This window comes from Aromatoleum sp. (assembly GCF_035254505.1).
Classification (GTDB): domain Bacteria; phylum Pseudomonadota; class Gammaproteobacteria; order Burkholderiales; family Rhodocyclaceae; genus Aromatoleum.
Genome location: NZ_DATFAO010000065.1, coordinates 42,417 through 60,137, shown reverse-complemented (window position 1 = coordinate 60,137; position 17,721 = coordinate 42,417). Strand labels below are relative to the sequence as shown.

The 17,721-nt window shown below is 68.1% G+C and carries 16 protein-coding genes; 8 read left to right on the top strand and 8 right to left on the bottom strand.

Going from position 1 to position 17,721, the window contains the following annotated elements; genetic code table 11:
• Positions 1 to 262: 262 nt before the first annotated feature.
• From VJ673_RS13215 to VJ673_RS13200, 4 genes are read right to left on the bottom strand one after another with little or no spacing between them, the layout of a single operon-like run.
• Complete coding sequence (locus VJ673_RS13215; protein WP_324126577.1) at positions 263 to 1,465, bottom strand: acetyl-CoA C-acyltransferase; 1,203 nt, start codon at positions 1,463 to 1,465, stop codon at positions 263 to 265.
• Positions 1,458 to 3,590, bottom strand: a complete 2,133-nt coding sequence (locus VJ673_RS13210) for a 3-hydroxyacyl-CoA dehydrogenase NAD-binding domain-containing protein (protein ID WP_324126576.1) — start codon at positions 3,588 to 3,590, stop codon at positions 1,458 to 1,460. The genes VJ673_RS13215 and VJ673_RS13210 overlap by 8 nt, the downstream gene beginning before the upstream one ends.
• On the bottom strand, positions 3,587 to 4,627 hold the full coding sequence (locus VJ673_RS13205) for an NADP-dependent oxidoreductase (protein WP_324126575.1): 1,041 nt from the start codon (positions 4,625 to 4,627) through the stop codon (positions 3,587 to 3,589). The genes VJ673_RS13210 and VJ673_RS13205 overlap by 4 nt, the downstream gene beginning before the upstream one ends.
• On the bottom strand, positions 4,627 to 5,328 hold the full coding sequence (locus tag VJ673_RS13200; RefSeq protein ID WP_324126574.1) for a carboxymuconolactone decarboxylase family protein: 702 nt from the start codon (positions 5,326 to 5,328) through the stop codon (positions 4,627 to 4,629). Before VJ673_RS13200 ends, VJ673_RS13205 begins: the two co-directional genes overlap by 1 nt.
• A gap of 410 nt (positions 5,329 to 5,738) precedes the next feature.
• Between VJ673_RS13200 and VJ673_RS13195 the strand changes: the two genes are divergently transcribed.
• From VJ673_RS13195 to VJ673_RS13170, 6 genes are all read left to right on the top strand, one after another.
• Positions 5,739 to 6,878 (top strand): phosphotransferase family protein, encoded by a 1,140-nt coding sequence (locus VJ673_RS13195; RefSeq protein WP_324126573.1) that lies wholly within the window; start codon positions 5,739 to 5,741, stop codon positions 6,876 to 6,878.
• A gap of 64 nt (positions 6,879 to 6,942) precedes the next feature.
• Positions 6,943 to 8,130, top strand: a complete 1,188-nt coding sequence (locus VJ673_RS13190) for an acyl-CoA dehydrogenase family protein (RefSeq protein ID WP_324126572.1) — start codon at positions 6,943 to 6,945, stop codon at positions 8,128 to 8,130.
• Positions 8,131 to 8,132: 2 nt separating this feature from the next.
• On the top strand, positions 8,133 to 9,245 hold the full coding sequence (locus VJ673_RS13185) for an acyl-CoA dehydrogenase family protein (protein WP_324126571.1): 1,113 nt from the start codon (positions 8,133 to 8,135) through the stop codon (positions 9,243 to 9,245).
• Positions 9,242 to 10,033, top strand: coding sequence for an SDR family NAD(P)-dependent oxidoreductase (locus VJ673_RS13180; RefSeq protein WP_324126570.1), 792 nt, complete (start codon positions 9,242 to 9,244; stop codon positions 10,031 to 10,033). The genes VJ673_RS13185 and VJ673_RS13180 overlap by 4 nt, the downstream gene beginning before the upstream one ends.
• 10 nt (positions 10,034 to 10,043) lie before the next feature.
• Complete coding sequence (locus VJ673_RS13175) at positions 10,044 to 10,841, top strand: enoyl-CoA hydratase/isomerase family protein (RefSeq protein ID WP_324126569.1); 798 nt, start codon at positions 10,044 to 10,046, stop codon at positions 10,839 to 10,841.
• A complete protein-coding gene (locus tag VJ673_RS13170) occupies positions 10,831 to 12,078 on the top strand; it encodes a multidrug effflux MFS transporter (RefSeq protein ID WP_324126568.1) in 1,248 nt (415 codons plus the stop codon). Before VJ673_RS13175 ends, VJ673_RS13170 begins: the two co-directional genes overlap by 11 nt.
• Before the next feature lie 12 nt (positions 12,079 to 12,090).
• Here VJ673_RS13170 and VJ673_RS13165 read toward each other — a convergent pair whose 3' ends face one another.
• From VJ673_RS13165 to VJ673_RS13150, 4 genes are read right to left on the bottom strand one after another with little or no spacing between them, the layout of a single operon-like run.
• Positions 12,091 to 12,834 (bottom strand): SDR family NAD(P)-dependent oxidoreductase, encoded by a 744-nt coding sequence (locus VJ673_RS13165; RefSeq protein ID WP_324126567.1) that lies wholly within the window; start codon positions 12,832 to 12,834, stop codon positions 12,091 to 12,093.
• A 28-nt stretch (positions 12,835 to 12,862) separates the two neighbouring features.
• Complete coding sequence (locus VJ673_RS13160; RefSeq protein WP_324126566.1) at positions 12,863 to 13,645, bottom strand: DUF2889 domain-containing protein; 783 nt, start codon at positions 13,643 to 13,645, stop codon at positions 12,863 to 12,865.
• A 7-nt stretch (positions 13,646 to 13,652) separates the two neighbouring features.
• Positions 13,653 to 14,801 carry a thiolase family protein gene (locus VJ673_RS13155; RefSeq protein WP_324126565.1) on the bottom strand — a complete coding sequence of 383 codons (1,149 nt, stop codon included), beginning with the start codon at positions 14,799 to 14,801 and terminating at the stop codon, positions 13,653 to 13,655.
• A gap of 14 nt (positions 14,802 to 14,815) precedes the next feature.
• Positions 14,816 to 15,244, bottom strand: a complete 429-nt coding sequence (locus VJ673_RS13150; RefSeq protein WP_324126564.1) for a Zn-ribbon domain-containing OB-fold protein — start codon at positions 15,242 to 15,244, stop codon at positions 14,816 to 14,818.
• Between the two features lie 393 nt (positions 15,245 to 15,637).
• Here VJ673_RS13150 and VJ673_RS13145 point away from each other — a divergent pair, with 393 nt between their 5' ends.
• Together VJ673_RS13145 and VJ673_RS13140 are read left to right on the top strand one after the other, a co-directional pair.
• Positions 15,638 to 16,825, top strand: coding sequence for an acetyl-CoA C-acyltransferase family protein (locus tag VJ673_RS13145; protein ID WP_324126578.1), 1,188 nt, complete (start codon positions 15,638 to 15,640; stop codon positions 16,823 to 16,825).
• Between the two features lie 12 nt (positions 16,826 to 16,837).
• Positions 16,838 to 17,692, top strand: coding sequence for a 3-hydroxybutyryl-CoA dehydrogenase (locus VJ673_RS13140; protein ID WP_324126563.1), 855 nt, complete (start codon positions 16,838 to 16,840; stop codon positions 17,690 to 17,692).
• The last annotated feature ends 29 nt before the right edge of the window (positions 17,693 to 17,721 follow it).

Below are 17,721 nucleotides of genomic sequence, written 5' to 3'. Positions count from 1 at the left end.
GGTCGACCGCCTTCTCGAGTTCCTTCAGCAGCTGCGGGCTCACGCAGTTGCGCTTGTGCGGCCGATTCAGCCAGATCGTGGCGATGCCGTTGGGGGCAACTTCGTACTGAATGACGTCCTTTTCCAATTCCATGGCTAACTCCGCTCCAGAGAGATTTTTGATTCAAGCCCGGGGCATCCCGGCACTCGATTTACGCACCCGACCGGTCGGTCGGTTAAGTGAAACCATACCACGACAGTGATATTTGTCAATGCCGGTTTTTTAGAAAATTTCGAACAGTCCGGCGGCGCCGATGCCACCGCCGACGCACATCGTCACGACGCCATATTTGGCCTTGCGGCGGCGGCCTTCGAGCAGGATGTGGCCGGTCATGCGCGCGCCTGACATGCCGTAGGGGTGGCCAACGGCAATCGCGCCGCCAGACACGTTGAGGCGCTCGTCGGGGATGCCGAGCGTGTCGCGGCAGTACAGCACTTGAGATGCGAAGGCCTCGTTGAGTTCCCACAGGTCGATATCGTCGACCTTGAGACCGGCCCGGGCGAGGAGCTTGGGTACGGCAAGTACCGGGCCGATGCCCATCTCCTCGGGGCCGCATCCCGCCACGGCCATGCCGCGATAGCGACCGAGGGGGGGGAGTCCTCGTCGAGAGGCTTCTGCCGCCTCCATCAGCACCAGCGCAGCGGCGCCGTCGGACAGCTGAGAAGCGTTGCCGGCGGTGACGCAGCGGCCTTCCTTGAGGATCTGTCCGCCGGTGAAGACCGGTTGCAGCTTGGTGAGGTCTTCCAATGTCGTCTGCGGCCGGTTGCCTTCGTCGCGGTCCAGGGTGACCGGCTCGAACAAGGTGTTGCCGCTCGCCTTGTCGAAGCGCGCCATGACCGATTCCATCGGCACGATCTCGTCGGCGAAGCGCCCCTCGGCCTGCGCCTTGGCGGTGAGTTGCTGCGAGCGCAGGGCGTATTCGTCCTGGCGTTCGCGGCTGATCCCGTAGCGCTGCGAGACGATTTCCGCCGTCTCCAGCATCGACATGTAGAGCGCAGGGACGCGCTCGTCGAGCACCGGGTCCTGGATGCGGAACATGTTGTAGTGCTCGTTCTGCACCAGCGACACCGACTCGACGCCGCCGGCGACGGCGACATTCATGCCGTCGACGATGATCTGCTTGGCCGCAGTGGCGATCGCCATCAGACCCGAGCCGCATTGGCGGTCGACGGTCATGCCGGGAACGCTGACCGGCAGCCCAGCGCGCAGGGCTGCTTGGCGACCGACGTTGAAGCTGGTGGTGCCTTGCTGGATCGCGCAGCCCATCACGACATCGTCGACCGCGTCGGATTCGACCGCGGCGCGGTCGAGGGCGGCCCGCACGACGTGGCCCGCGAGGGCCTGCCCTTGGGTATTGTTGAAGGCACCCCGATAGGCCTTGCCGATGGGGGTGCGGGCGACGGAAACAATTACCGCGTCACGCATCTGATGCGCTCCCTGTAGTGGTGGTTGGTGGGTGAGAAAAAATGTGTGCGGCATCCCAGTCGCCTCCGGCTTCGGCGGCGCGCGTGAGGAGCGGCGAAGGCGTCCAGTACTCGCCGTGCACCTGGTGATAGGCCGTGACGGCATCGCGAATCGACGCGAGTCCGGCTTCGTGCGCCCACCACATCGGGCCGCCGCGCGTGGCGGGGAAGCCGTAGCCGTTCACATAGACGACGTCGATGTCGCCGGCACGCAGTGCGACGCCTTCCTCGAGGATGCGGGCGCCTTCGTTCGCCATCGCGCATAGCAGGCGTTGCAGGATCTCGGCGTCCGGGATTTCCTTGCGGGTGATGCCGAGCTCGGCGGACACGTCGACGATGAGGGCTTCGATCTCCGGGTCGGGTGTGGGGCTGCGGCCGTCGTAGAGGTAGTAGCCGCGCCCGGTCTTCTGGCCGAAACGGCCCATCTCGCAGATGCGGTCGGCGATCGTCGAGTAGCGCAAGTGCGCCGGCCGGGTCAGGTTTTCCTGTTGGCGGATGCGCCAGATGACGTCGAGACCGGCCATGTCGCGCATCGCGAAGAGACCCATCGGGAAACCGAACTCGGTGAGCACGCGGTCGATCTGCCACGGGGTCGCGCCTTCTTCGAGCAGGAAGTCGGCTTCGCGGCCGTAGGCGCCGAGGATGCGGTTGCCGATGAAACCGTAGGCGTTGCCGGAGACGACTGCGATCTTGCGCAGCGTGCGTGCGACCGCCATCGCGGTGGCGAGCGTCTCCGGCGCGGTGCGCGGGCCGCGCACGACTTCCAGCAGGCGCATCACGTTCGCGGGGCTGAAGAAATGCAGGCCGAGGACGTCGCCGGGGCGCGAGGTGACCCCGGCAATCGCGTCGACGTCGAGCGTCGAAGTGTTGGTCGCGAGGATCGCGCCGGGCTTGGCGACCGCGTCGAGGCGGCGGAACACTGCCTGCTTGATCTCCATGTCCTCGAAAACGGCCTCGACGATGAGGTCGGCGTCGGCGAGCGCAGCGTCGTCGGTCGTCGTGCGGATGCGCGCGAGCGCGACGTCGGCGCGTGCCTGCGGCAGGCTGCCGCGGCTCACGGAGGTCGCGTAGTTGCCGGAGATGATCTTCATCCCGCGCGCGAGAGCTTCATCGGAGGTGTCGAGCAGCGTGACCGGCAGGCCGGCGTTGGCGAAGCACATCGCGATGCCGGCGCCCATCGTGCCCGCGCCGACGACGCCGACCGTCGCAACCGGGGCAGGACGGACCGCGGCGTCGGTGTCCGGCAGCTTGCCGGCGGCGCGCTCCGCGAAGAAGAGGTGGATCAGCGAGCGGCTCTGGGTGCTGTGCTCGCATTCGCGGAAGGCTTCCTTCTCCAGCCGGAAGCCTTCGTCGAAGCTCAGCCGGCAGGCGGCCTCGATGCAGTCGACGATCTTCCACGGCGCGAGCTGGTCCTTCCACTTGCGCGCGTTCTTCTTGCGGAATTCGTCGAAGAGGGCGGGATCGACGCCGCGGATCTTGTCGGTGGATTCGGCGAGCCGGCGTGCGGGCAGCGCACCACTGAGGACGTCCTGCGCCATCGCGAGCGCGTCTTCGAGCAGCTTGCTTTCGGCGAGACGGTCGATGACGCCCCATTCGTGGGCCTGGCGCGCGGTGACCGGGTTGCCGCTGGTGGTGACGGCCAGCGCCACCTCGGGGCCGGCGAGCCGCGGCCACCACTGCGTGCCGCCGCCGCCGGGCATCAGGCCGAGTTTCACTTCGGGTTGTCCGATCTGCGCGTCGGGGCTCGCGATGCGCCACTGGCACGCGAGGGCGAGCTCCAGCCCGCCGCCGAAAGCGGTGCCGTGGATTGCGGCAATCACCGGTTTGGGGCTGGCCATCAGCGCGTCGATGATTGCGTAGAGGCTGGGCTCTTCGTAGGGCTTGCCGAAGTCGTTGATGTCGGCGCCGGCGACGAAGGTGCTGCCGCCACCGATGATGACGAGGGCGCGAACGCTCTTGTCGGCGCGGCTCGCCTCGATCGCCTGCATCAGCCCCTGGCGCACGCCGAGGCTCAGGGCATTGACAGGCGGGTTGTTGACGGTGGCGACGGCGATGTCGCCGTGGCGGATGTAGCTGAGCTGGCTCATGACGCGCGGTCCTGATCGATCTGCACGACTAGGCGACCCTCATGGGCGCCGGTGAACAGGCAGTTGAAGATGTCGGGGATGTTTTCGAAGCCGGTGCGCACGTCGATGTCGTAGCGCAGGCGGCCGTCGCGGATCCATGTGTCGATGTCGGCGAGCGCCTTGTCCGTGCGTGCGCGGTCGCGCACGATGTCGGTGACGAGGAAACCCTGCATGCGGGTGGTGTTGACCACTAAGTTCCACAGGTTGCCGGGGCCGGGCACGGGCTCCTTCGCGCCGTAGCGCGCGATCATCCCGCACAGCGCGACCCGCGCGTTCTTGCGCAGGTGGTTCAGCGCGGCTTCGAGGATCGCGCCGCCGACGTTCTCGAAGACGACGTCGATGCCGTCCGGGAAGGCCGCGCCGAGCGCGGCATCGAGATGCGTGTCGTCCTTGTAGTCGACGCAATGGTCGTAGCCGTAGCGTTCGATCGCACGGCGGCACTTGTCCGCGCCGCCGGCGATGCCGACGATGCGTGAGGCGCCCGCGATGCGCGCCATCTGTCCGACGAGCGAACCGACCGCGCCGGCGGCGCCGCTCACGAGCACCGTGTCGCCGGGCTGGATGCGGGCGACGTCATGCAGTCCGTAATGCGCAGTCAGGCCGATGGTGCCGAGGACGTGGGTGTAGGCGGGCAGGGGGTGGCCGAAACGCGTCGGCAGCGCGAAGAATTGCGCAGCCGGGCGTGCGACGTAGTCGCTCCACTCGCCGAAGCCCCACACCAGGTTACCGACGGCATGAGTCGGATCGCGCGATTCGACGACCTCACCGACGATCATGCCGCGGATCGCGTCGCCCAACGCGACGGGCACGCCGTAGCCGGCATCGGCATCCATGAAGTTGCGGATCGTCGGGTCCATGCAGAGAAGCTTGATGCGGACCAGAACCTCGCCGTCGGCGGGCGCCGGCCGTGATGCGGTGGCGAGTTCCAGATCGTCGCGCCCGACCCGTCCTTCGGGACGGCGGCGCAGCAGCCACCGGCGATTGGCGGTCGCCGCCATTACTGGGCCTCGATCAGGACGCCGGCCGCCATCCACGCGGCGATGCCCGCGGAAGGAACGGCGCACAGGATGGCCTCGGCCATTTCCTCGTCGGTCGCGCCGACCGCGCGGGCGGCGCGGATGTGCGTCGCTGCCTGGGGGCTGTAGTCGGAGGCGAGCACCGCGATCAGCATCAGTTCGGCGGCCTTGCGGTCGAGCTGGTTGCAGTCGATCGTGCCCTTGCGCATCAGGAAGTAGCCGTCGGCGCCTTTCGGGGCGAGACGCAGCAGCGTCGCCAACGCGGGCGGGACGGTGCCGAAGTAAGCCTTGAAATTGGCTTCGGCCTCGCCCGGGGCGGCGCGGACCAGTTCCGGCTGATGCGGCGCCGGATGCCCTTGGTGAGCCGAGGGCGGATAGACCTCGCGGATCATGGCGTCGAAAGAGAGCGCCGCGCCTTCGCCGCGCAGGCTGCTTAGCAGTATCAGCGCGCTGGCGGCCTCGTTGCGGGTCAGGCCGAGACGTGCCGCGCGGTCGAGCTCCTTGCGGGCGAGCGCTGGGTAGCGGCGGTTGCACGCGGCTGCGGCGGCGAACAGGCCTTTCAGTTTCGCTGGCACGGCGCCATCCGTCTCGATGACCTCGCGGAAGAGGTCGTAGCCCGAGATCGTGAAGGGCGCGAGCTCCGTCAGCAGCTCCGAGTTGAACAATGCGTTCCTGTCTCTCACCTTCGGTCTCCAAGAGAATTGTGATGCGTCGTCAAGTGTGCGCTGCCGGCCGGGCCTTTGCCCGACGCTCTTGCGGACGCGGTCGACAGCGCGCGTTTGCACCGTTTCCGACCGCTTCCGTTTAAGCCTACCGACCGGGCGGTCGAGTGTCAATGGGAAAGTTGTTTCCGGCGGCACGCCGGGGTTTTACGGATTTTTCACGTTGACAGCCGACCGGTCGGTCGAGTATCGTCCGTTCAACCGTCGGGTAAGAACGCACCAGGGCTCAATATTGCCCGGCAATCGACCGTATGGACGGACGGGAGTGCGGCGCGGAAACCGGACGAATGCCGGGTTCCACGGAATCCTGCGGAGATGCACGTGATGGCGCCCACGGCGCGCACGACACAACAATCGGATAAATGAATGCCATGGGTGAAATGACGAGCAGCTTGACGAGGGAGACGGCGGGCGCCGAAGGGGCGGATACCGCTGATGAACCCAAGGCGTACATCGGCGAGGTGGGGGAGATCCACCAAGTCGCCCGCATCGACGAGGAGCGGCTGTGCGACTACCTCCGCGAGCACCTGCCGGGGTTTCGCGGGCCGCTGACCGTCCGGCAATTCCAGGGGGGACAGTCGAACCTGACTTACCTGCTCGAAACGCCTTCGCAGAACTTCGTGCTGCGACGTCAGCCGCCCGGTGTGTTGCTGAAGTCCGCGCATGCGGTCGACCGCGAGTTCCGCGTGATCCAGGCGCTGTCGCAGGTGCCCGGCTTTCCGGTGCCGGCGCCCTTCGTGCTGTGCGAAGACCGCGAGGTGCTGGGCAGCATGTTCTACGTGATGCGCCACGTGCCGGGCCGCATCTTCTGGAATTGCCGGATGCCCGACCTCGATCCCGCCGAGCGCGCCGCGGTGTTCGACTCGGTCAACGAGACGCTGGCGCGGCTTCACACGGTCGATTTCGCGGCGCTCGGACTGTCCGACTTCGGCAGGCCGGGCAATTACTTCTCGCGCCAGATCGCGCGCTGGTCGAAGCAGTACGACCAGTCGCGGACGCAGGACATCCCCGAGATGGACAAGCTGATCGCGTGGCTGCCTGCTGCGCTGCCGGCCGACGACGGCCTGTCGTCGATCATCCACGGCGACTATTCCTTCCACAACCTGCTGATCCATCCGACCGAGCCGCGCGTGGTGGGCGTCGTGGATTGGGAGCTGTCAACGCTGGGGCATCCGCTGGGGGATCTGATGTACCACGCGATGGAGTGGTACCGCCCGCCTGGCGTGGATGCGCGCGGCACGCTCGCAGATGCCGATCTGGCGGCGCTCGGCATCCCGACGCTGGAGCGCTACATCGCGCGTTACTGCGAGCGCACCGGCTTCGCGGTCGATGCGAACCACCCTTTTTATCGCGCCTTCAACCTGTTTCGCACGGCGGCGATCCTGCAGGGGATTGCGCACCGGCTGCAGGGCGGCAATGCGGCGTCGGCGAATGCCGCCGAGATCGCCGCCAACATCCGCCCCCTCGCGAGCGCGGCATGGCGATTCGCGTGCGAGGGCGGGGCGAGCTGAAGCCCGCTTCCGGAGATACCGAACTTCGGACAAACCCACCGACGATCCACGTGCAGGAAGCCCTATGACAGAAACGCTAAGCGAAGCCCGCGACAAGGCCGGACGACTGAGGGCGGACATCCGCCAGTTCTACGCCCGCGTGATGCCTGAGGACCTGAAAAGGAAGTCGCGCCTGCATCAGGTGCTCGACAAGGACGACTACGTGCGCTGGATGCGCCTGCTCAATGACCAGGGCTGGGCGATCGGGCACTGGCCGAAGGAACACGGCGGGCAGGGCTGGTCGCTGCTCGAGCGCTTTACCTTCGAGGACGAACTCGCGCGACTGGGCTGCCCGTGGGTGATCCCCTTCGGCGTGAAGTACGTCGGGCCGGTGATCTACGCCTTCGGCAGCGAGGAACAGAAGCGCCGCTTCCTGCCGCGCATCGCGACGACCGAGGACTTCTGGGCGCAGGGCTATTCCGAACCGGGAGCGGGCTCCGATCTCGCCGCGCTGCGCACCGAAGCGATCCGGGAGGGCGACCACTACGTCGTGAACGGCCAGAAAGTGTGGACGACCTACGCGCAATGGGCGGACTGGCTGTTCTGCCTGGTCAAGACCGCGCGCGGAGAGCAGGCGCAGAAGTCGATCTCCTTCCTGCTGATCGACATGAAGAGCCCCGGCGTGACGGTGAAGCCGATCCCGACCATGGACGGCTACGTGCATGTGAACGAGGTGTGGCTCGAAAACGTCCGCGTGCCGGCCGAGAACCTCGTCGGCGCCGAAGGCGAGGGCTGGACCTACGCCAAGTACCTGCTGAAGAACGAGCGCACCGCCGGCGCGCTGCTCGGCATGGCCTGCCACGCGCTGGCGCGGCTGAAGGCGCTCGCACGCGAGCAGCCGCAGATTTCGCCGGAGCGAACTGCCGCGCGCATCGGTGAGCTGGAGCTGCGCTTGCTGGCGCTCGAGGTCGCGTCCTACCAGGCCGTCGAGTCGATGATGCGCGGTACCGACCACGGTGGCGAGGCCTCGCTGATCAAGCTGCGCGGCACGGAGCTCTACCAGGACATCGCCGAGGCCGCGATCGACCTCCTGGGCCCGGCCGGTATCGCGTGGGACGCCGCCGCACTGCACGCCGCGAGCGCGCCGCCGCTGGGGCCCGAGGACGCGGGCGGCATCGTCAAGGATCACTTCTACAACCGCGCCGCGACGATCTTCGGCGGCGCGTCGGAGATCCAGCGCAACATCGTCGCGAAGGGAGTACTGGGGCTATGAACATGGACCTCGAAACGGCCGGGATGCTGCGTGACAGCGCCTCGCGCTATGCGGCCGACAATTACAGTTTTCTGCAGCGCCACGCGGTGCTCGCCGATCCGGCGGGTGTCAGCGAAACGGCGTGGCGCGACTATGCGGAACTCGGCTGGCTCGCGCTGCGCCTGCCGGAGGCGCACGGCGGCCTCGATGCCGATCCGCTCGCGGTCGGCGCGCTGATGGAAGTCGTGGGCACGCGCCTGCTGATGGAACCGATCCTCGCGAGCGCGCTGATCGGCACCGGCCTGCTGCGCAGCCAGGGCAGCGCGGCGCAGCAGGACGCGCTGCTGCCGCAGCTCGCGGACGGTACGCTGAAGCTCGCGTTCGCCGATGCGGAGCCGGCCGGCGGGACAGCTTGCCAAGTGCGCGGCGGGCGCATCAGCGGCCACAAGATCGCGGTGCTGCACGGCGACATCGCGGATCGCCTGATCGTGTCGGCGGCGGATGCTGATCACGGTGGCGGCAAGCGCCTGTTCCTCGTCGATGCGCGTTCGGTGGAGATCGAGACGCGGCGCTACCGCCTCGTCGATGGCCGCGGTGCGGCGAACCTGCACTTCGCCGGGGTGCCAGCCGAGCGCCTCGATCCGGACGACGGCACGCCTGCCGCGGCGGCGATCGCCGACGTGCTCGACCACGCGACCGTTGCCTGCTGCGCCGAAGCGCTGGGCGTCGTGCGGGCGCTGGTCACGACGACCTGCGAATATCTGAAGATCCGCAAGCAGTTCGGCCGCGCGATCGGCACCAACCAGGCGCTTCAGCACCGCGCGGTCGACATGTTCCTGCTGCAGGAGGAGATCGCCGCCCTGACGCGTGCGGCGCAGGACGCATTGTCGCTGCCGGCAGCCGAACGCGGGCGCATCGTCAGCGGTGCCAAGGCCTATGTCTGCACGGCGGCACGCCATGTCGCGAACGAGGCGGTGCAGATGCACGGTGGCCTCGGCATTACCGAGGAGCTCGACGTGAGCCACTATTTCCGCCGGCTGATGGTCAATGCCGCCCTGTTCGGAAGTCGCGACGAACACTTCTCGCGCTTCCTCGCGGCCACATCCCATGCGCAACCCGAGGAGATGCACGCATGACCGATACACGTGCTGCGGCGCCGGCCGCGCTGTTCGACATCTCGGGCCGGATCGCCCTCGTGACCGGCGCCTTCGGCGGGCTCGGGCTCGATTTTGCACACGACCTCGGCCGCGCCGGCGCGACGGTCGTCCTTGCCGGGCGGCGCATCGAGCAGGGGCGGGAAGTGGCCGCGCGCTTCGGGGAGGAGGGCATCCGCACGCATGCCGTCGCGATGGACGTGACGCGGGCCGAGAGCGTGGACGACGCGCTGGCGAGTATCGTCGCCACGGTCGGCGTGCCGGACATCCTCGTGAACAACGCCGGCGTCACGCAGACCAAGCCACTCCTCGACGTGGAAGAGCAGGACTGGAACGGCATCATCGACGTGAACCTCAATGGCTCCTGGCGTGTTGCGCAGCGTGTCGCGCGCGCGATGAAGGACGCCGGCAAGGCGGGCAGCATCATCAACATCTCGTCGATCCTGGGCCTGCGAGTCGCCCAGCAGCTGCCGGCGTATTCGGCGTCGAAGGCGGCGCTCATCCAGCTTACGAAGGCGATGGCGCTGGAACTCGCGCGCTACGGTATCCGCGTCAATGCGCTCGCGCCGGGCTACGTCGAGACGCCGCTGAACGCGGACTTCTTCGGCAGCGATGCCGGCAAGGCGCTGATCAAACGCATCCCGCTGCGGCGCCTGGGCCGCGGCGGCGAACTCACCGGGCCGTTGCTGCTGCTCGCGTCCGAGGCCTCGTCCTATATGACCGGATCGGTGCTGGTGGTCGATGGCGGCCATACGGTCAATACGCTGTGAGGGCGCGGCGATGACGGCGAAAGTGATCGTCGAACGGCAGGGCGCGGTCGCGCGCGTGGTGCTCAACGCGCCCGAGGCGCTGAATGCGATCGACCCGGACATGGCGAGCGAGTTTTCCCGCGTCGCTGCGGAGGTGGGGGAGGATCCGGCGGTGCGCTGCGTGATCGTCACCGGTGCCGGGCCGCACTTCATGGCCGGCGGGGACATCCGCTGCTTCGCGGAGTGGCTGGAATTGCCTGCGGCGGAGCGCGACGCACGCCTCGGCGCGCTGATCTCCGACGTCAGCGATGCGGTGAGCCGACTGCGCACGATGGGCAAGCCCGTGATCGGCGCGGTGCGCGGCGCGGTGGCAGGATTCGGCTTTTCGCTGATGTGCGCGTGCGATCTCGTCGTCGCGAGCGACACGACGAACTGCAAGCTCGCCTATTGTCAGCTCGCGGCCTCGCCCGACGGCGGCGGCAGCCACACGTTGCCGCGGCTCGTGGGGGTGCGCAAGGCGATGGAGATCGCGCTGCTCGACGAGCGCATCGATGCCGCGAGCGCGCTGGCGCTCGGGCTGGTGACGAAGGTCGTGGCCGACGCCGCGCTGGACGAGGAGTCGATGGCGCTCGCGCAACGCCTCGCCGCGCAGGCGACCGGGGCGTTCGGGCGCACGAAGCGGCTCTTCAATGCGTCGCTCGAAAGCGATCTCGCCACGCAGCTCGACGCAGAACGTCAGGCCTTTCTCGCGGGTGCGGCGTCGCAGGATTTCGCGGAGGCGGTGGCGGCGTTTGTCGCCCGGCGCAAGCCGCAATTCCATGGCCGATAGCTCGGCTGAGGACGTCGCCGATGGCGTGCTGACCGTGGGTGCCGTCGGTCCGGCCGCGCCGGTCATGGGGGCGGCGGAATTCGTGGGCTTCATCGCCGTCGGGCTGATGGTCGGCGCGGTGGCCGTCGACCTGATGCTGCCGGCACTGCACGCGATCGGTGACGAGTTCAGCTTGGCGCACGCCAATCTTGGTCAGGCGGTGGTCGCCGTTCTGCTGCTCGGCGTCGGGCCGGCGCAGCTGCTGTTCGGTCCGCTCAGCGACCGTTACGGCAGACGGCCGCTGTTTCTCGCGGGGGTGCTACTTTTCATCTGCGGCAGCGTCATGGCCGCGCTGGCGCCGACCTTCCAGGCGCTGCTCGCCGGGCGCTTGCTGCAGGGCTTCGGCGCCGGCGGCGTGCGCGTCGTGACCTTTTCGATCGCCCGCGACCGCCATGCCGGCGTGCAACTCGCCCACGTGATGTCGCTTGCGATGGCCGGCCTATTGTTCGAGCCCGTCGTCGCGCCCATGTTGGGCCAGTTGGTGCTGATGGTCGGCTCCTGGCGCTGGCTGGTCGCGGCCACGGCGGGAGTCGGCGTGGCGACGCTGGCGTGGGCGTGCTTGCGTCTGGACGAGTCGCGGGCGCCCGGCGGGCGACGCTCGGTTTCCCCGGCCTCGCTCGTCGCTGCCTGCCGGACGGTCGCAAGGACGCCGGCGGCCGCGGCGGGCATACCGGTCTTCGGCCTCGTAGTCGGGGCGCAGCTGGGCTACCTGTCGTCGGCGCAGGGAATCTTCCAGATCGCCTACGGCGCCGGCATGAGTTTCACGCCGCTGCTGGGGCTGGTGTCGCTGACCACCGCAGTCGCGTCGTTTGCCAACGCACGCCTGGTGCGCCGGTATGGCAGCCGGCGGCTGATCCGTTACGCGCTGTGGGCGCTCGTCGCCGCGAATGCTGTGGCATTTGCGCTCGCCGTGGCCGGCCAGGCGTCCCTGCCGGCGTTCATGCTGCTGCAGGCCTGCGGCATGTTTGCGTTCGGACTGCTGCTGCCGAATCTGACCGCGACGGTCATGAATCCGCTGGGGAGCATCGCCGGGACCGCCGCGTCCCTATTCGGCTTCGTGTCGACGATGATCGCGGCGCCGATCAGTTTCGTCGTCGGCTTCCTCTTCGACGGCACCATTCGTCCGGTCGCGGGCGCCTATGTGCTCGTCGGCCTGCTCTCGCTGGCGATCCTGTCCCGATACCGCGTGGAGGAGTAGGCGGCATGACGGTTACAGCATCCCGCCGTCGACCTGGATGATCGCGCCGGTGGTGTAGCTCGATCGTGCGCTGGCAAGGTAGAGGGCGCTCGAGACGATCTCCTCCGGCCGGCCGATGCGCTTCACGGCCGACGGCGCGTTGCGGTCGTAGTCCTCGCGCCAGCTGCGTGAGATGTCCGTCCAGAACGGGCCGGCCATGATCGCGTTGACGCGCACCGTGGGCCCGAACTCCATCGCCTGGGAGCGCGTGATGATGTTGAGCGCGCCCTTCGCGGCGGCGTAGACCGGATACACCGGCTCGGGCCGGACCGCCGCGGTGCTAGTGATGTTGATGATCGAACCGCCGCCGGCCGCGCGCATGTGGTCGGCGACCAGGGCTGCGAGGCGGAAGGGACCCTTCAGATTGACGCCCAGGATCTTGTCGAAAAGCTCCTCGGTCACCGCCGAGGACGAGTCGGCTACCGGTGCGATGCCGGCGTTGTTGACCAGCACGTCGATGCGGCCGAAGGCCTCCAGCGCGCCGGCGACGAGCCGCGGCAGTTCGTCCCATTTGCCGACGTGGCAGCCGATCGCGACCGCGCGGCGCCCCATGCGCTGCACTTCGGCGACCACCTCCGCGCAGCCTTCGGCGGAGCGGCTCGTCGCGACGATGTCGGCGCCGCATTCGGCGAAGCCCAGCGCGATCGCGCGGCCCAGTCCGCGACTCGCGCCCGTGACGAGGACGACCTTGTCGGTGAAATCGGTGTAGTTCTGCATTTCAAACCCTCTCCTGTTCTTGCACCCGTCAGGGCTTTCGCTTTACCTGCCCGAGCATCTCCTCGGGCGTCGTGTCGTAGCGCCGGCGCGAGTTCGGGATCGGGATCGCATGCTCGCGCTGCGCCGGCTGGAAGGAGTGGCACACCGGCGCCTGGCCGAGTTCGGCCGCCGAGCCGAGATGCTCGATCGCGATCCGCCGCCCGTTCGAGACGAAGGCCACGCGGCGCAGCACCAGCGCCTGCTCGGCCTCCTCCGCGTCGAGGGTCTCGGTCCAGTCGCGGAAGCCGTGGTAGATCGTGCGCCCGGCGTGGCCAGCCGGCGCCATGATGCGGTCGTCGTGCAGATCCCACTGCAACACCACGACGCCGTCGCGGCGCAGCGCCGCGCGCAGCCAGCCCTCGGGGACATCCGGGTGCAGCGCCGCGAGCGGTTCCACGGTGCCGTGATAGCGCCGGTGACCTCGGCCCGCATGGGCGTGGGCGACCATCAGGCTCGCGAGGTCGAACAGATGTGTGCATTGCAGGCGCACGTCGGCCAGCGTGCCGAGTTGCGAGGCACGCGCGACGAGCGGCTTGCCGACCAGTGCCTGCAGCGGCCGGTCGGCCTCGGCGCAGGTCGACCACGGGTAGCGCGCCGCGGCGATGCGCAGTTCGCGGATGTGCGCGCCGTCATGGACGAGGGTGAGCCCGAAATGGTGGGACTCGTCCTCCAGCCAGCCGACGACCGTCGACGCGTCGAGCGCGGCGAGGTCGATCTGTCGCCGGTAGGTCCCTGTGAAGGGGACGTCCGCCATCTGCTTGCGCCAGAGCACTTCGCGCCTACCGCTGCAGGATCGTCACGCCACTGACTCCCGGCGCGCCGTAGACGTGGGTGTAGCCGAGGCGCGGGTCGCCCGGCACTTGGCGCGCGCCTGCTTCCTGGCGCAGCTGCGTGCAGATCTCGATCACCTGGCGCAGGCCCGAGGCCCCGATCGGTTCGCCGTTCGCGAGGCAGCCGCCGTCGGTGTTGATCGGCAGCCGCCCGCCGATCTCGGTTTCGCCGTCGCGCAGCAAGCGTTCCTGCTCGCCGTGTTCGCAGAAGCCGTTTTCGGCCATGTGGATGATCTCGCTGCCGGAGTCGGTGTCCTGCAACTGCATCACGTCGATGTCGCGCGGGCCCACGCCGGCCTGCTCGAAGGCGGCGCGCGACGCAGTCACCGTCGGCGCGGGTGCCTGCTGTGCCGAGAGCGCCGGACTGAAGACCTCGAAGGAGCCGTGGTGGCGGGTGCGCACGACGGCCGCCTTCACGATGATCGGCTTGGGGTGGTAGCGCTTCGCGATCTCGGCGGGGCATAGCACCAGCGCGGCGCCGCCTTCGGCCGGGTTGCAGAACATGTATTGCCGCAGCGGGAGGTTCACCGGCATCGACTCGGCGATCTCCGCGTAGCTCATCTCGCGCCGCCGCCACGCGCTCGGGTTGAGCGCACCGTTGCGGAAGGCACGCTGCGCGACGCGCACCAACGCGTCCTCGCTGATGCCGTGCTCGTGCAGGTAGCGGCGCGTCTTGAGGGCGAAGAACTGGGTCGTGAGCATCAACCCCGTCTCGCCGTACCAGTCGGGCAGGCCCCAGTCGCGCGGGTGCGGATTGAAGGCGCCGCGCGGGTGCTTGTCGAAGCCCACTGCGACCGCAAACTCGGCGCTGCCTGAGCGGATCGCCGCGACGGCGCTCGCGAGCGCACTACCGCCGGTGGCGCAGCCGTTCGCGACGTTCACGAAGGGCAGGCCGGTGAGGCCGAGGTCGTTGCACAGCGCGTCGGCGTTGCCGGCGTCGTGGCTGCCGCCGTAGGCGATGCCGACCGATTCCCAGCCGATGCCGGCGTCCTTGAGGGCGGCACGGAGCGCGATCGCGCCCTGCGCGCGACCGGAGAGCGTGTCGTGGCGGCCGAAGGGGTGCAGGCCGATACCGATGATGGCGACGTCTTGAGCCATGGGCGTGTTCCTCGTCAGGCTGATGCGGCCGGGCCGAAGGCGAAGGTGAATACCTCGCCGTCGCCGGTCGTGCGATAGGGGATCAGGGTCAGTTCGAGCGGCATGCCGATCGTCAGCCCGGATTCGTCGGCGACGGTCAGGCGCGACTCGACCTTGATGCCACAGACCATCTCGATGTAGCCGACGCCATACGGCCGGAAGGTCTCCGGTGTTTCGCCGCTGTTGTAGGGGGCCTTCGGCAAGAAGCCCTGGATCGTCCACGACCACAGCGTGCCGCGGCGGCCGAGGTCCTGCGGGCGCATGCGCGTCGCGGTGCATCGCGTGCAGCTGTCGGCGGCGGGGAAATACACCTCGCCGCATTCGTCGCAGCGGCTGCCGACGAGGTGAGGGGTGTCGCCTTCGAACCGGATCAGATCCGGGCTCGCCAGAACGGGATGAGGCATGTTGGTTCCCTTAGCGTGAATGGAGGGGAGGGGCGTGAATGCGGCGGGGCTTGTCATTCGGGATCGAGTCACCTATGATTCGAATCGATCCTACCGACCGGCCGGTCGAGTGTCAACGCGAAAGCCGGTGGTGGTCCTGGGTCCGTTCGCTTGCTTTTCCGGTGTCTTACTTCGAGGGCTGCTCCTCCTCTCCTAAGCAACATGCCTCGAAGCTTAGCCGTCCGGCGGTCTGATCCCGCCGGACGGCATTTTTTCATGCGTGAATCGGCAGTCGATGGCGCAAAAAAATACTTGTTGTCCGCATTTCCTTGCATTAGTATTTTACTCGACCGACCGACCGACCGGTCGGGCCATAGCAATCATGAATAACCCTTACGAGAGGCATTGAAAGCGATGTCGCAGCGTGAAGTAGTCGTGCTGGGAGCTGCACGGACTCCCATCGGAACGTATGGCGGGACTCTGAAGGACGTCCCGCTCACGGAACTAGCCACCGTTGCCGTGAAGGCGGCCTTGCAGCGCTCGGGCGCGGCACCGGACGCGATCGGGCACGTCGTGATGGGCAACGTCATCCCGACCGAGCCGCGCGACGCCTACCTGAGCCGCGTCGCCGCGATCGATTCGGGCATCCCCGAAACCGTGCCGGCCTTCAACGTCAACCGCCTGTGCGGGTCCGGCCTGCAGGCCATCGTCTCCGCGGCGCAGGCGATCCGCCTCGGCGATTGCGACCTCGCGATCGGCGCCGGCGCGGAATCGATGACGCGTGGCCCCTACACGGTGCCGAACCTGCGTTGGGGCGCGCGGATGCTCGATGCGCGCCTTGTCGATTACATGAACGGCATCCTGCACGACCCGTGGAAGTCGGTGCATATGGGCGTCACCGCCGAGAACGTCGCCGAGCGCTATGGCATCACTCGTCAGATGCAGGATGAGCTGGCGGTCGAGAGCCAGCGCCGCGCATCGGTCGCGATCGTCGAGGGCTATTTCAAGGAGCAGATCGCTCCGGTCGACGTAAAGACGAAGAACGGGATCGTCCGCTTCGACACCGACGAGCATGTGCGCGCGGGCGTTACCCTCGATGCGCTCGCGGCGATGAAGCCGGCCTTCCGCAAGGACGGCGGCACCGTTACGGCGGGCAACGCGTCCGGCCTCAACGACGGCGCCGGCGCAGTGGTGCTGGCGGAGGCGGGTCGTGCCGCGGCGCTCGGACTCAAGCCGCTTGCACGCCTGGTCGGATACGCCCACGCCGGCGTCGACCCGCTGTACATGGGCATCGGCCCGGTGCCGGCCACGCGCCTGGTGCTCGAGCGCACCGGCCTCAAGGTCGAGGACCTCGACGTCATCGAGTCGAACGAGGCCTTCGCGGCCCAGGCCTGCGCGGTGACGCGCGAGCTGGGGCTCGATCCGCGGCGCGTCAATCCGAACGGTTCGGGCATCTCCCTCGGCCATCCCGTGGGAGGGACGGGCGCGATCATCACAACCAAGGCGATCTACGAGCTGCACCGCAGCGGCGGGCGTTATGCGCTGGTGACGATGTGCATCGGCGGCGGGCAGGGTATCGCCGCGATCTTCGAGCGGCTGTAAGGGGGGGAAGACATGGGTATCACCACGGTGGGCGTCCTTGGGGCGGGAACGATGGGCAACGGGATTGCCCAGGTGTGCGCGGCGGCGGGCCTGTCCGTCGTCATGGTCGACATCTCGGCCGACGCGGTGGGCAAGGGGATCGCGACGGTCGCCGCGAGCCTCGACCGCCTGATCAAGAAGGGGCAGCTCACGGCCGCGCAAAAGGCCGAGTACCTCGACCGGATCCACGGCACGACAAGCTATGCCGATCTCGTGCAGGCCGATCTCGTCATCGAGGCCGCGACCGAGAACGAGGCGCTCAAGCTGAAGATTCTGGCCGAGGTCGATGCGATCGTCGGGCCGGAGGTGCTGATCGCGACCAACACCTCGTCGATGTCGGTCACGCGCCTCGCCGCGGCGACGAAACGCCCCGAGCGCTTCATCGGCATGCACTTCTTCAACCCCGTGCCGCTGATGGCGCTGGTCGAGGTGGTGCCGGGGCTGCGCTCCGCTCAGGCGACCGTGGAGGCCGCGCGCGGCTTCGTCGCCGCGATCGGCAAGACCGCGATCGTCGCGAAGAACAGCCCGGGCTTCGCCGTGAATCGCATCCTGTGCCCGATGATCAACGAGGCCGTCTTCGCGCTGCAGGAAGGCCTGGCCTCGGCCGAGGAGATCGACGCGGGCATGAAGCTCGGCTGCAACCAGCCGATCGGTCCGCTCGCGCTCGCCGACCTGATCGGGCTCGACACGATGCTGTCGGTGATGGAGATGTTCCACGCCGGCTTCAACGATCCGAAATACCGGCCCGCGCCGCTGCTCAAGGAGATGGTCGACGCCGGCTTCCTCGGGCGCAAGAGCGGTCGCGGCTTCTTCGACTACAGCGCCTGAACCATCAGTGACCCAATCTCGCAGGAGTC

Bases quoted from the DNA above. Each gene is read 5' to 3' on its own strand.
- VJ673_RS13215 (WP_324126577.1), bottom strand. From the start codon at position 1,465: ATGCGTGACGCGGTAATTGTTTCCGTCGCCCGCACCCCCATCGGCAAG.
- VJ673_RS13210 (WP_324126576.1), bottom strand. From the start codon at position 3,590: ATGAGCCAGCTCAGCTACATCCGCCACGGCGACATCGCCGTCGCCACC.
- VJ673_RS13205 (WP_324126575.1), bottom strand. From the start codon at position 4,627: ATGGCGGCGACCGCCAATCGCCGGTGGCTGCTGCGCCGCCGTCCCGAA.
- VJ673_RS13195 (WP_324126573.1), top strand. From the start codon at position 5,739: ATGGGTGAAATGACGAGCAGCTTGACGAGGGAGACGGCGGGCGCCGAA.
- VJ673_RS13190 (WP_324126572.1), top strand. From the start codon at position 6,943: ATGACAGAAACGCTAAGCGAAGCCCGCGACAAGGCCGGACGACTGAGG.
- VJ673_RS13185 (WP_324126571.1), top strand. From the start codon at position 8,133: ATGGACCTCGAAACGGCCGGGATGCTGCGTGACAGCGCCTCGCGCTAT.
- VJ673_RS13180 (WP_324126570.1), top strand. From the start codon at position 9,242: ATGACCGATACACGTGCTGCGGCGCCGGCCGCGCTGTTCGACATCTCG.
- VJ673_RS13175 (WP_324126569.1), top strand. From the start codon at position 10,044: ATGACGGCGAAAGTGATCGTCGAACGGCAGGGCGCGGTCGCGCGCGTG.
- VJ673_RS13170 (WP_324126568.1), top strand. From the start codon at position 10,831: ATGGCCGATAGCTCGGCTGAGGACGTCGCCGATGGCGTGCTGACCGTG.
- VJ673_RS13165 (WP_324126567.1), bottom strand. From the start codon at position 12,834: ATGCAGAACTACACCGATTTCACCGACAAGGTCGTCCTCGTCACGGGC.
- VJ673_RS13155 (WP_324126565.1), bottom strand. From the start codon at position 14,801: ATGGCTCAAGACGTCGCCATCATCGGTATCGGCCTGCACCCCTTCGGC.
- VJ673_RS13150 (WP_324126564.1), bottom strand. From the start codon at position 15,244: ATGCCTCATCCCGTTCTGGCGAGCCCGGATCTGATCCGGTTCGAAGGC.
- VJ673_RS13145 (WP_324126578.1), top strand. From the start codon at position 15,638: ATGTCGCAGCGTGAAGTAGTCGTGCTGGGAGCTGCACGGACTCCCATC.
- VJ673_RS13140 (WP_324126563.1), top strand. From the start codon at position 16,838: ATGGGTATCACCACGGTGGGCGTCCTTGGGGCGGGAACGATGGGCAAC.